At 69.6% G+C, this 12,537-nt stretch carries 13 protein-coding genes; 11 read left to right on the top strand and 2 right to left on the bottom strand.

The window, feature by feature from the left end:
• Positions 1 to 107 precede the first annotated feature (107 nt).
• Positions 108 to 2,156 (top strand): TonB-dependent siderophore receptor, encoded by a 2,049-nt coding sequence (locus tag Q0053_RS00145; protein ID WP_298094316.1) that lies wholly within the window; start codon positions 108 to 110, stop codon positions 2,154 to 2,156.
• Positions 2,157 to 2,264: 108 nt separating this feature from the next.
• Here Q0053_RS00145 and Q0053_RS00150 read toward each other — a convergent pair whose 3' ends face one another.
• Positions 2,265 to 4,142 carry a peptide MFS transporter gene (locus Q0053_RS00150; protein WP_298094318.1) on the bottom strand — a complete coding sequence of 626 codons (1,878 nt, stop codon included), beginning with the start codon at positions 4,140 to 4,142 and terminating at the stop codon, positions 2,265 to 2,267.
• Between the two features lie 236 nt (positions 4,143 to 4,378).
• Between Q0053_RS00150 and Q0053_RS00155 the strand changes: the two genes are divergently transcribed.
• The 9 genes from Q0053_RS00155 to Q0053_RS00195 all read left to right on the top strand — a co-directional run bounded on the left by Q0053_RS00155 (position 4,379) and on the right by Q0053_RS00195 (position 11,630).
• Complete coding sequence (locus Q0053_RS00155) at positions 4,379 to 5,320, top strand: hypothetical protein (RefSeq protein WP_298094320.1); 942 nt, start codon at positions 4,379 to 4,381, stop codon at positions 5,318 to 5,320.
• On the top strand, positions 5,308 to 6,306 hold the full coding sequence (locus tag Q0053_RS00160) for an iron ABC transporter permease (RefSeq protein ID WP_298094323.1): 999 nt from the start codon (positions 5,308 to 5,310) through the stop codon (positions 6,304 to 6,306). Before Q0053_RS00155 ends, Q0053_RS00160 begins: the two co-directional genes overlap by 13 nt.
• On the top strand, positions 6,303 to 7,010 hold the full coding sequence (locus Q0053_RS00165) for an ABC transporter ATP-binding protein (protein ID WP_298094326.1): 708 nt from the start codon (positions 6,303 to 6,305) through the stop codon (positions 7,008 to 7,010). Before Q0053_RS00160 ends, Q0053_RS00165 begins: the two co-directional genes overlap by 4 nt.
• 44 nt (positions 7,011 to 7,054) lie before the next feature.
• Positions 7,055 to 7,822 carry a DUF4272 domain-containing protein gene (locus tag Q0053_RS00170; protein WP_298094329.1) on the top strand — a complete coding sequence of 256 codons (768 nt, stop codon included), beginning with the start codon at positions 7,055 to 7,057 and terminating at the stop codon, positions 7,820 to 7,822.
• A 17-nt stretch (positions 7,823 to 7,839) separates the two neighbouring features.
• Positions 7,840 to 8,901, top strand: coding sequence for an isoaspartyl peptidase/L-asparaginase family protein (locus tag Q0053_RS00175; RefSeq protein WP_298094332.1), 1,062 nt, complete (start codon positions 7,840 to 7,842; stop codon positions 8,899 to 8,901).
• Positions 8,902 to 8,953: 52 nt separating this feature from the next.
• Positions 8,954 to 9,460: an isoprenylcysteine carboxylmethyltransferase family protein gene (locus Q0053_RS00180; protein WP_298094335.1), complete on the top strand. Its 507-nt coding sequence runs from the start codon at positions 8,954 to 8,956 to the stop codon at positions 9,458 to 9,460.
• The gene (locus Q0053_RS00185; RefSeq protein WP_298094338.1) at positions 9,451 to 9,717 is read left to right on the top strand and encodes a hypothetical protein; all 267 of its coding nucleotides are present in this window, start codon (positions 9,451 to 9,453) and stop codon (positions 9,715 to 9,717) included. The genes Q0053_RS00180 and Q0053_RS00185 overlap by 10 nt, the downstream gene beginning before the upstream one ends.
• A gap of 117 nt (positions 9,718 to 9,834) precedes the next feature.
• Entirely contained in the window at positions 9,835 to 10,572 is a 738-nt protein-coding gene (locus Q0053_RS00190) for a hypothetical protein (RefSeq protein ID WP_298094341.1), read from the top strand.
• Positions 10,573 to 10,622: 50 nt separating this feature from the next.
• A complete protein-coding gene (locus tag Q0053_RS00195) occupies positions 10,623 to 11,630 on the top strand; it encodes a fumarylacetoacetate hydrolase family protein (protein ID WP_298094344.1) in 1,008 nt (335 codons plus the stop codon).
• Here Q0053_RS00195 and Q0053_RS00200 read toward each other — a convergent pair.
• The gene (locus Q0053_RS00200; RefSeq protein ID WP_298094346.1) at positions 11,585 to 11,710 is read right to left on the bottom strand and encodes a hypothetical protein; all 126 of its coding nucleotides are present in this window, start codon (positions 11,708 to 11,710) and stop codon (positions 11,585 to 11,587) included. The genes Q0053_RS00195 and Q0053_RS00200 overlap by 46 nt on opposite strands.
• Before the next feature lie 132 nt (positions 11,711 to 11,842).
• Here Q0053_RS00200 and Q0053_RS00205 point away from each other — a divergent pair, with 132 nt between their 5' ends.
• A complete protein-coding gene (locus Q0053_RS00205) occupies positions 11,843 to 12,388 on the top strand; it encodes a CcdC protein domain-containing protein (protein WP_298094349.1) in 546 nt (181 codons plus the stop codon).
• Positions 12,389 to 12,537: the final 149 nt, after the last annotated feature.

Below are 12,537 nucleotides of genomic sequence, written 5' to 3' on the forward strand. Positions count from 1 at the left end.
CGCCTCCGGACCGCCCCGAACCTGACGGCGATTTAATCCACCTGTCCGGCTTGTCACTGTATGCGCGGCCGGATGTCGGTCACCCTTGCCCGGCAGGAGAGGGATCGATGACCAAGGCAATCTGGCTGGCCGGCGCGGCCGCATGCGCCCTTCTGGCTGGCCCCGCACTGGCACAGACCGCACCGGCCCAGGATGCGCCGGTCGGCGATGTCGCCCCGCAGGGCGTGCTGGTCTTCGAGCCCGCCTTCTTCGCCGATTCCCGGCCCGATACGGCTCTGGACCTGATCGCCCGCCTGCCGGGCTTCGCCTTCGAGTCCGGAGACAGCGGGACGCGCGGCCTGGCGGGCACGGCGGGCAATGTGCTGATCGACGGCCGGCGGCCCTCGACCAAGAGCGACAGCCTCGACCAGATCCTGCGGCGTATCTCGGCCGCCGGCGTCGCTCGCGTCGAGCTGATTCGGGGCGGCGCGCCCGGGATCGACATGCAGGGCCGGTCGGTCGTCGCCAACGTCGTCCTCATCCGCACGGTGACCACCGAACGGGTGTTCGAGGCCAACAGCTATGTCTATCCCGACGGCCACCTCGGTCCTGTTCTCGCGGCTCGCTGGTCCCGGCGCGAGGGCGACGACCAGATCGAGGGATCCATCAGCGGCTTCTCGGACCGGACCGACGGCACCGGCGACGGCTTCCGCCGCCGGTACAATCCAGCCGGAAGCCTCATCCAGGACGCCGACCTGGTGCTGTGGGACCGGATCCGGAACCTGCGCGCCACCGGGGCCGTCCAGCGCCGGGTCGGCGGCGGCCTGCTGCGCGTCAACGGCCTGCTGGGCTGGTTCGGCAATGAGAATGCGCAGGACCTGCTGATCCGTTCCGGGGGCGGGTTCGACAGTTTCAACGACGAGGAAGCCAACGACATCAACAGCGAGTTGGGCGTCAGCTGGGCCCGGGACCTGAACCCGCGCCTGGATCTGGAGCTGACCGGTCTGCAGCGATACGCGGCGGAAGACTACACCGGCGTCTCCGAGAGCCGCGGCGACAGTTCGACCTTCACCGCCGACGCGACCTCGGGCGAATCGATCGGTCGCGCCATCCTGCGGTTCCGCCCCGGTAGCCGCTGGTCGTTCGAGACCGGGGGCGAGGTGGCCTATAATTTCCTCGACAGTGCCACGACCTATGCCGAGAACGGCGTCCCGGTCCCGCTGCCGTCATCCTCGGTGAAGGTCGAGGAACTGCGCGGCGAGGTCTTCGGCCAGGCGACCTGGCGGCCCGACCCGACCCTGACCCTCGAGGGCGGCCTTCGCGTCGAGGTGTCAGAGATCAGCCAGTCAGGCGACAGCGACCTGACCAAATCCTTCGTCTATCCCAAGCCCCGCATCCAGGCGACCTGGACGCCCCGGACCGGGCACCAGTTCCGTTTCCGCGCCGAGCGGGAGGTGGGCCAGCTGGACTTCGGCGACTTCATCGCCTCGGCCGATATCGACATCGGCCAGGTCGAGGGCGGCAACCCGGACCTGGAGCCGGAGAAGTCGACGGTGATCGAGGCCATCTACGAACATCGCTTCGACGGCGAGGGGGTGATCGAGGTGACCGTGAGCCATGCCGACATCGAGGACGTGGTGGACGTCATCCCCCTGACGGGCGGTTTCGACGGGGTCGGCAATATCGGCGACGGCAATGCGGACTTCTTCCAGCTGCGCCTGACCCTGCCGACTGACCGGCTGGGCATTCCCAACGGCCGCTTCCAGACGCGCGGCAGCTGGTCCTCGACCTCGGTGCTTGATCCGGTCACGGGCGAGGCGCGCCGGTTCCAGGGCAACCAGGCCTTCGGCTGCGGCGTCTCCTTCAATCAGGACCTGATGGGCGGGCGCTGGTCCTGGGGCTTCGAGCACGGCTGCAATATCGACAAGGGCCGCGCCTTCCGGGTGCGCGAGGTCCGCGCCTTCCATGAGGAGCCGGACGTCGAGGCCTTCGTTCAGTGGAAGCCGGAGCGCGACCTGACCGTCCGCGTGGACCTCGGCAATGCCACGGATCGCGCGCAGGGCAATGATCGCGAAATCTACGCCGGCCCGCGCGACACGGCCCCACTGGCATTTCGCGAGGTGCGCCGCACCCGGATGAGCCCCTGGCTGTTCGTCCAGGTCAGAAAGACCTTCTGAGGACAGCGTCCCCTCACCGCCCGAAGCGGTCGGGGCGCCGACCGCCGCGCACAGAAAAGGGCGGAACCCTGCGGTTCCGCCCTTCCTGCATTCGGCCGTCCGTCTGGATCAGTGCGACGGATGGTTTCCGGCGTCATTGGCCCCGTTGGACCAGCCCTTGATCAGAAAGCTGATCAGGATGAAGCCGATGCCGATGCCGACGCCCCAGGTGCCCAGCTTGTTGAAGCCGTCCAGGGAGGTGGCGAGCGCGCCCTGCGGGTCCAGGACCTGACCCCCGACCGTCTCCGTACCCATCAGGCCGGCGATCTTGCCGCCGACGAACTGGGCGATGGAGCTGGCCAGGAACCAGACGGCCATCATGAAGCTGACGACCGAAGGCATGGACAGTTTGGTGATCTCCGACAGGCCCACCGGCGAGAGGAAGAGCTCCCCCGTCGTGTGCAGCATGTAGAGCAGGGCCAGGATGATCAGCGGCATCTGGAAGGTCGGGCTGACCATGCCGGAGCCGGCGGCCCATACCACCACCAGGAAGCCGAGACCGACCTGAACCAGGCCGAGACCGAACTTCATGGTCGGGTCGGGATCCATCTTCTTCGAGGCCAGCCAGGCCCACAGCGCCGCGAAGATCGGGGCGAAGATGAGGATGAAGCCGGCGTTGAAGGACTGGACCTGGGCGGCCGTGATGGTCGCGTCGATCCAGAAGCCGGTGGGCGTGATGCCCGCAGCGGCCAGCTGGTCCGGCGTACCGATCGTGATACCGAGGAACTGCATCGCGGTCGGGGCGATGGTCAGGTCCACGTTACGGTCGGCGAACAGGTTCAGCGAGGTGCCGGCCTGTTCGAACAGGGTGAAGAAGACCACCGCGCCGAAGATCAGCACCAGGGCCAGCATCATCCGCTGACGCTGGGCCCAGGTCTTGCAGACGCCGACGATGACCCAGAGGATCGCGGCCAGGGACAGCAGGGTCGAAATGCCAAGGACGGCACCGACCAGGGCGTTGCGCTGGACCATGAACCAGACCACGGCGACGCCGAGGACGCCGAGGATGTAGATCAGCCATTCGCGGTTCAGCGGTCCGAACAGCGGCCGCTTGAGCAGTTCGGGGTTCGGCGGTTCGCCATGGCCTTCCAGCAGCGGCTTGCCGAGAACGAAAACGACCCAGCCCAGCGCCATACCGACACCGGCGAGACCGAAACCGGCCCACCAGCCCACGGTCTGGCCCAGGAAGCCACACAGCACCGCCGCCCAGAAGGCGCCGAGGTTGATGCCGTAGTAGTAGAGGGTGAAGCCGGAATCCCGGCGCGGGTCCCCCTGCGGATACAGCTGGCCCACGATGGTCGAGATGTTCGGCTTCAGGAAGCCGACGCCCATAATGATCAGCGACAGGGCGAGGTAGAAGATGTCGACGCCGGCCTGGTCGCGGGTCTTCTTCACCTCATAGCTGCCGGGTGCCAGGGTCGCCGGCAGGGTCGAGCCCTCCGGCAGGCCCGCGACGGCAATGCCGCCGCCCTCGGCCGGGCCGAAGGCGTATTTCTGGCCGTTGACGACGATGTTCACGTCCCGCGACGCGCCGCGTCCCTCGGCCGAAATCTCATACGCCTTGCCGGCATAGGTCAGGGTTTCGGTCGCCGGACGGCCCTCGAAGGCCATCATCCCGTGACCGGCCACCAGCAGCAGGGCCCCGAAGGCGATGGCCTTGCGGGTGCCGATGTAGCGGTCGGCGAGAATGCCGCCGACCAGCGGCAGCAGATAGACCAGCGAGGTATAGGAGCCGTAGGTCGATCCCGCCGTGGCGTCGTCGAACAGGAAATGCTGGGTCAGGAAGAAGATCAGGATGCCGCGCATACCGTAGTAGGAGAAGCGCTCCCACATCTCGGCGAAGAACAGGATGATCAGTCCGCGCGGGTGGTTCTTCAGGATCTGCATCAGCACGGGGATGCCCGTGAGCAGCGTGATGATCAGGCCGGCAATGATGACGATGTTCATGCCCGACCTCCCCGAATGCGTCGGGACCTAATTCCCTGGAGCGTCGTAACCGCCCCCCCATTGTCCGTCGTACTCAACGGCTCACTCCCTTGTTGCTGCGCCCCACCTGACGCGCGAGGCCGCATAAGCAGCACGGGGAGCAAGACCGGACAAGGGTTAAGGGTAAATTGGCTGTGAGGTGGCGCAGGGACGGGGCAGGCGGCAGGATGGAGGGGAATCATGCGGGACGGGCTGGAATGACGACGACGCGGCGGGCGGCGCTGATCGGGGCAGGCACGGCCTTTACGCTGGCGGCCTGCGGCCCCGCCTCGCCGCGCGCGGCCGGAGACGTGATCGCGGCGGGGCAGCCGGCCGCCCTGCTGATCTGGGCCGTGGCGCGTGATCGGCTGGCCGGCTGGCCGCGCAGGCCGACGGCACAGGCGCTGAGGGTCCTGCCCGCGCGCGCGGCGGACCTGGCCGAGCTGGGTGCCCTGGCCGGCGGCGGACAGCCGGCGAATCTGGAGGCCGTCGCGGCGCTGAAGCCGCGACTGGTGATCGACTATGGCGACACCGATGCCGAGAATCAGGCGCTCGGCGACCGGCTGAAGACCCGGCTGGGTGTCGACTGGCGGCTGATCGACGGGACCCTGGCGAAGATTCCCGAAGCCATCCGCGAGGCCGCCGTCCTGCTGGAGGCCGGTCAGGCCGCCGCCGGCCTGGCCGATGCGGCGGCCCGTGTTCTGGATCGGTGGAGGGGCGCCCCCGGCGGACCGTCCTTCTACTATGCCCGCGGTGCCGACGGTCTGGAGACCGGATTTCGCGGCTCCCTGGCCACCGAAGTGCTGGAAGGGGCCGGCTGGAGCAATGTCGCCGGGGAGGCGAACGATATCGGCCGGGTCACCCGCGAACAGGTCGTCGCCTGGGATCCGGAGGCCCTGGTGACCCTGAGCCCCGTCTTTGCCGCCGCCGTTCGCGATGATCCGGTCTGGCGCACCCGGCGCGACGGCCGACGGCGGCGGCTGTTGCTGCTGCCTGAGCAGCCGTTCGGCTGGATCGACCGGCCACCGTCGCTGAACCGCCTGCTGGCCTGCGCCTGGCTGGCCGATCCGGCCGGGTCGCAGGCGACCATCGCCGACCTCAGCCGCCGCCTGTACGGCCTGGCCCCGGTGGCGCCGGTGATGCCGCAGTGGATTCCGTGAACCGGCTGAAGGCCGCCCTGCTCCCCGCCGGCCTGATCCTGCTGGCGCTGGTCGGGGCGCTGACGGTCATGGCCACCGGGCCTCTGGCCGTGGCACCCGAAGCCCTGCTGGCGGCCGTCATCGGCACCGGCTCGCCCGAGGCCGAGCTGGCGCTGGCCCTGCGCGGCCCCCGACTGCTGGCGGCCCTGACCTGCGGGGCCGCCCTGGCGGGGGCCGGGGCCGGGTTCCAGATCCTGTTCCGCAATCCGCTGGCGGCCCCCGATCTGCTGGGCGTGTCGTCGGGAGCCGGTCTGGGTGCGGCCCTCGCCCTGCTGCTGGGCGCGGGCGCGGCGCTGGTGCAGGGGGCGGCCTTTGCCGGTGGACTGGCCGCCGGTGGACTGGCCCTGGCCTGCGCCGCCCTGACCCGCAGCGGCGACGGGCGCCTCGCCCTGATCCTTTGCGGGGTCGTGGCGGGAGCCCTGGCCTCGGCCGGGCTTGGGCTGGTGGTGATCGTCGCCGAACCCTATTCGCAGCTGCCGTCGATTACCTACTGGCTGCTGGGCAGCTTCACTCGGGCAACCCTGCCGGAAGCGGTCGACGCGGTGGTTCCGGTGGCGCTCGGCGCGGGGGTGCTGATCTGGCTGGGCTTCCGGCTGGACACTCTTTCGTTGGGCGATGAGCAGGCGCGGTCGTTGGGACTGCCGGCCCGGCCCCTGCGCCTGCTGGCCCTAGCCGCCGCGGCCCTGATGACCTCCTCGGCCGTGGCGGTGGCCGGGGTGGTCGGCTGGATCGGCCTGCTGGCACCCCATGCAGCGCGGCTGATCGTCGGCGAGCGGGCCGGGCGGCTGATCCCGGCGTCCATGGCGCTGGGGGCCCTGTTCGCCCTGCTGATCGACCGGCTGGCCACAGCCTTCGGTCCGGCGGAGGTTCCCGTCGGCCTGCTGTCGGCCGCCATCGGTGCCCCCGCCTTCCTGATCCTGTTCGTCACCACATCGAGGCGGTCATGAGCGGGCTGAGGCTCGAGGGGCTGGTCGCCGGGCGCGGGTCTTTCCGCCTGCCGCCGCTCGAGCTGACCGTCGCCCCGGGCGAGGTGCTGGCCCTGATCGGCCCCAACGGCGTCGGCAAGACCACCCTGCTGAAGACCCTCGCCGGCCTGCTGCCGCCGCTTTCGGGCGCGGTCGTGGATATGGGTGCCCCGGCGTATCTGCCACCGCCGGGGGCGGTGTCGGCCGGTTTCTCCGCCCTGCACCTCACCGCCCTGGGCCGGGCGCATCTGCGTCGCTGGTCGCCCGGCCTGACGCCGGAAGATGTCGACGCGGCTCGCGGCGCGCTGGACCGGCTGGAGGTGGGCGACCTCGCGGACCGGCCGTTCGACCGCCTGTCCAGCGGCCAGCAGCAGCTGGTGCTGATCGCCCGGCTGTTCGTGCAGGATGCGCCGGTCTGTCTGCTGGATGAGCCTCTGGCCCTGCTCGACCCGGCCCATGCGCAGGCGGTGGAGGCGGCGATCCGGGCGCTGGCCGGAGAAGGCCGCGTCGTCGTCGCCTCGACCCACCACCTGCCCTTCGCCGCCCGCGCCGACCGGGTGCTGGCGCTGGGTCCCGACGGGATGGCGGTGGGTGCGCCCGCCGAGGCCCTGGCCCCCGACCGCATCCGCGCCCTGTTCGGGGTCGAGGTTTCCGGCTGTCCGTGCTGCGGTCAGGCCTTGAGTTAGGCATCGGCATCGTCGACCTTGGCCGGCGGATCGGGGAGCGAGGCATGGCGATCAGACTGTTTGGAGGACTGGCGGGATTGCTCGCGATTCTTGCCGGCGCTCCGACCGCGGCCGGCACGCCCGCGCACCAGGCCAAGGCTGCGCCTGCGCCTGCGCCTGCGCCGGGCGAGGCCGCCCAGTTGGCGCGCAAGGCCCGGTCGGAGGCGATTCTGACCGCCGAGGGCGTCCCCTTTATTGCCTGGCTTCCCCTGGTCGAGGACGAGGGGGACTATCGTCCCCGCTCGGCCGAAGAGATCGTCGGCCGCGCGTATGCCCTGACCCTCGTGGCCTACAAGGCATCGTCGGGCGACCACGAGGGTGCCAACGACGCCTATGCACAGGTGAAGGACCGGGTGATCCTCTCGGCTTCGGAGATCGACTTTCTGCGCGACCCGCGGCCTTCCGATCAGGATCGCATCCATTTCAGCTGGCAGTCGGAGGCGGCTTATCCGCTGTTCTGGATGCTCGGCTACGTGGACGCCCTCGGCCGCCCCGAGAATCAGATCGACCCGGACCCGATGGTCCGGCTGGTGTCGGGCCGCACCTTCGACGCGCTTGTCGCCGGCGCCCGACTGAGACCGCAGGCTGAAATGCTGGATGCGCTGGACCTGACCTATCGCTACCATTGGGCCGTGCGTCAGGCCGGGCTCGACGGTGCGCTGCCGCCCGCCAAACTCAATCCGGACGTGCTGATGGAAAGGCACAAGGCCTTGAACTGGCTCGTGCGCTACAACGACGACGCGTCGTGGGACGACGTCACGACGGACACCTGAACCGGAAACCTGACGCCATGCGCTTCTGTCTCTCCACCGTTCTCGCCGCAGCGACCTTGCTCGCCGCGCCCGCCGCCGCGCAGGAGGCCCCGCGCTGGTCGTTCGCCATCCACGGCGGGGCGGGGGTGATCGAGCGCGCCAGTCTGACGCCGGAGCAGGACGCCGCCTATCGCGCGGCCCTGCACCGGGCGCTGGAGGCCGGGTCGGCCGTGCTGGCGGCCGGCGGGTCCTCGCTGGACGCGGTGCAGGCGGCGATCGAGCTGATGGAGGACGATCCCCTGTTCAACGCCGGGCGCGGTGCGGTCTTCACCGCCGCCGGGCGCAATGAGCTGGACGCCGCCGTGATGAACGGCGCGGACCTGACCGCCGGGTCCGTCGCCGGCCTGACCACCACCCGCCACCCGATCGCGGCTGCCCGGGCGGTGATGGAGCGGTCGCCGCACGTCATGCTGATCGGCGAGGGCGCCGACACCTTCGCCGCCTCGGTCGGGCTGGAGCAGGTCGACCCGGCCTTCTTCTTCACCGAACGACGCTGGCGCGGGCTGGAGTCGGCGCTGAGGGCGCAGAACCTGCCGATCCCGGAACGGCCCGCCGGGGCGCCGGGGCCGATGGCGGAAAACACCCTGCCCGCCCCGCCCCTCAACGAACGGAAATTCGGCACGGTGGGCGCGGTGGCGCTGGACAGCCAGGGCCGGCTGGCGGCGGGGACCTCGACCGGCGGCATGACCGCCAAGCGCTGGGGCCGGGTCGGGGATGTGCCGGTGATCGGGGCCGGGACCTATGCCTCGAACCGCGAGGGCTGCGCGGTGTCGGCGACCGGGGACGGGGAGTTCTACATCCGGGCCAGCGTCGCCCGCGACATCTGCGCCCGGATCGCCAATGGGTCGGCGACCCAGGCTGCGGCCCAGGCCGAGGTGGACGACGCCCTGTCGCTCGGGGGGTCCGGGGGCGTCATCGTCATGGACCTGCAGGGACAGCCCAGTTTCGCGATGACCAGTTCCGGCATGTATCGCGGAGCCGCCTCCAATGTGGCTCCGGCTGCCGTGGCCATCTATGGCGACGAGGCCCTGCGGCCGTGAGCTCGCGCGCCGCCGTCTCCGACTTCACCGCCCCGCAGGGACAGAAGATCTGATGAGCAAGACCGACACCCCCGGCGTCATCGCCCCGCCGCCGCTGATCTATCTCGGCTTCCTGTTCGTCGGCTGGGGTCTGGCCGAGCTCGGGGGCCGGCCGGAGGCGGTCGGGGCCGGGTACCGCTGGCTGGCGGCCGGGTTCGGGCTGGAGATGGAGGTTCGGCGCGGTGTGGCCCTGACCCTGATCATCGGCGGCCTGTTGCTGGACGGTATGGCCGCGGGCCTGTTCCGGCGGCGGGGCACGGCGGTCGAGCCGTGGAAGCCGTCGACCGTCCTGATCAACGAGGGCCCCTACCGTTTCAGCCGCAATCCGATCTATGTCGGCTTTGCCATCACCTATGCTGGCCTGGCCATCGCCATGGACAGCGCGCTCGCCCTGTTCCTGCTGCTGCCCTGTCTGGCGGTGGTCGACCAGTTCGTGATCCAGCGCGAGGAGCGCTATCTGGCGGCCAAATTCGGGGCCGACTACGAGGCCTATCGCCAGAAGGTCCGGCGATGGCTGTGAGTGATGACGAGCTTTCGGCCATGGCCATCGAGGAGCTGGACCAGGCCTGCAGCCTGATCTGGCCGGAGCTGGTGAAGATCACGCCCTGGGGCGACACCTTTACCGGCATTGCGCCGTCCGGCCGCGAGGTCGAGGTCGAGCGCCGCTATCTCTGGGCCCATGAGCCCGAGGGGGCCGTGGCCGTCGAGATCGAGGTCCGCGACATCGGCGCCCGCACCGGGGCCGAGGCCCGGGCGCTGATCACCCCGCCCCGTTGAGCGCCTCAAAAATCACCCCTGACGGGAATCGGTCGCACCGTTAACCTTTGTCGTTGCCAAGCGTCGCGGCGGCGGCAAGATGCCCCCCGAACACTGACGTCGATCCAGGGGAGCAGCATGTCCTACGGCGCAGACTTTGCCACCGCCGACCCCGGCAACGCTCCGCTGGATCCCGTCATCATGATCGGGGCCGCACCCTCATTCTGGGGGGCGATCCTGCTGGCGCTGCTGGCCGCCGGCCTGATTGGCTGGATCATGGGCCAATACTTCGCCCGATCGAAGGTCGACGCGGCCGAAGCAATCTGGAACGCGGTCAATGACGCCGTAAAGGACGCGATGAAGGCGAGCACGGAAGCCTTGCCGGATCGTGCGGGCAATCTGAAGCGCGTTCTGCAGGACCGTCTCGGCAAGACCCTGAAATTTGGCGGTGATCTGGGAAAAAATATCGAGGACCTGGAAAAGGCGATCAAGGGCGAGATTGAAGACAAGGCCCCGGCGGCACCTCCGGTGGCCAAGACCGAGGCCGGCTCCAAGGAAGCCGGCACGGGATCGGCCGCTACAGCCGCAGCGGCAGCCGCCAACAATGTGACCATCGTCTCCCTGTGCCCCCAGCCCACTCCGGCCCCTGCAGTGGCCCCCGTCCCGCCCGCCAAGCCCGAAAAGCGGCCGATGACGACCAAGGAGCAGAACGACGCCCTTCGCCTCGCGGTCGCGACGTTCGACGATTACTGGCGCCACAAGCAGTTACGCGCGGCCGATATGCGCGAGGTGGTGGCCGAACTGACCAATCCGGGGCCGAAGCCGGCCAAGGACTCCCATGGGCATGGCCACGGCGGCGCGGCCGCAGGCCATTGAACCGGGCCAGGCTGTTTCCCCTTCCGAAAAAACCGCCTAAGCCTTGAGCCATGAAACTCGCCTCTCTCAAGCACGGCCGTGACGGTCGACTGGTCATCGTCTCACGCGATCTCGCCTGGTTCACCGACGCCTTCCTGATCGCCCCGACCCTGCAGGCGGCGCTGGACGACTGGGACCGGCTCGAGCCCGACCTGCGGGCCCTGGCCGAAAGCCTCGAACACGGCGGCGTGCCGCGCGGGCGGTTCCACGAGCGCGAGGCTGCGGCCCCCCTGCCCCGCGCCTATCAGTGGGCCGACGGCTCGGCCTATGTGAACCACGTCGCCCTGGTGCGTCAGGCGCGCGGCGCTGAAATGCCCGACAGTTTCTGGACCGATCCCCTGATGTACCAGGGCGGGTCTGACGGCTTCCTCGCGCCGCGCGAGCCGATCCCCCTGGCCGACGAAAGCTGGGGCTGCGACCTCGAGGCCGAGGTGGTGGTGGTCACCGGCGACGTGCCCCAGGGCGTGACGCGCGAAGAGGCGCTGGAGCACATCCGCCTGGTCGGCCTGGTCAATGACGTCTCCCTGCGCAACCTGATTCCGGCCGAGCTGGCCAAGGGGTTCGGCTTCGTCCAGTCCAAGCCCGCCTCGGCCCTGTCGCCGGTCTTCGTCACCCCGGGCGCACTCGGCGACCGCTGGGTCGACGGCAAGCTCAAGGGCACCTTGAGCGTTCAGCTGAACGGTGCCGATTTCGGCAAGGCCGACGCCGGGGTCGACATGACCTTCGACTTCGGCACCCTGATCGCCCATCTGGCCAAAACCCGGTCCCTTTGCGCCGGCACCATCATCGGCTCGGGCACGGTCTCGAACCGCGACGCCGACGGCGGCCCGGGCAGGCCGGTCAGCGAGGGCGGCCTCGGCTATTCCTGCATCGCCGAGGTCCGCACGGTCGAGACCCTCCTGCGCGGCAAGCCCGAGACCCCCTTCCTCAAGGCGGGCGACATGGTCCGCATCGAAATGCTGGACGACCAGCATCACTCGATCTTCGGGGCCATCGAGCAGACGGTCGCGGGGGCATAGGGCGTCTGCGCCAGCACCGCCGCCGGTCCCTGACAGGACAGGACCAGACCGCTCAGGGCGATCGTCAGCCATCGTCTCATCTTGCGGCTCCTTCGGTTTCCCGGAGAAGAGGCGCCGATGCCGCTTTACGGATGCGCGGGACGGATTAAGCTTTGGCCACGTCTGCAGCCCGAGGGGGGCGAGCCGGACGCCACAGGGACGGGACACGCTCAATGCCGGATATGTCGCCCCAGGTTCTCATACCGCTGATCGTGATGGCGATCGTCCTGCCGCTGGTCTTCCTGCGCAACCGCAGGCCCCGGACCCTGTATCCGCAACGGATGTGGATCATGCCGGCGATCATCGTGCCCATGATGGGCCTCGCGCTGTGGGGAACCAGTATGGACCCGACGATGCCGCACACTGCCTTTGACGGGCTCGCCTGGGCCATCCTGGCGGTCGGCCTGATCCTCGGCGGCGCCTTCGGCTGGTGGCGGGGCAAGATGACCACGATCGAGAAACACGCCGACGGCACGCTGAAGGCGCAGGCCTCGCCCATCGGCCTGATCCTGATCATCGCCGTCATGCTGGGCCGTCGCGCCCTGAGCAGCTTCCTTGAGCCGCACGCCGCGGAATGGGGGCTGAATGCCCTGGCCATCACGGACGCCTTCCTTCTGTTCGTCGTCGGCATGATTGTGATGCAGCGGCTGGAGATGTTCATCCGCGCGCGCCGCATTCAGTCCGGCGCGGGCGACAGCCATGTCGAGACGGTGGCGTGAGGCCCCTTCGCCCGAGCCGACGGCCGGGCGCCCTGAACACCGTTCCCGATTGACCTGATCGGACCGCGCGAGCTACCAAGCGCGCCTGCCGAAGCGAGCAACCGGCCTGTGCGGGCGTGGTGGAACTGGTAGACGCGCCGGACTCAAAA

Origin of the sequence: Brevundimonas sp. (assembly GCF_027487935.1) — a bacterium.
Taxonomy (GTDB): Bacteria; Pseudomonadota; Alphaproteobacteria; order Caulobacterales; family Caulobacteraceae; genus Brevundimonas.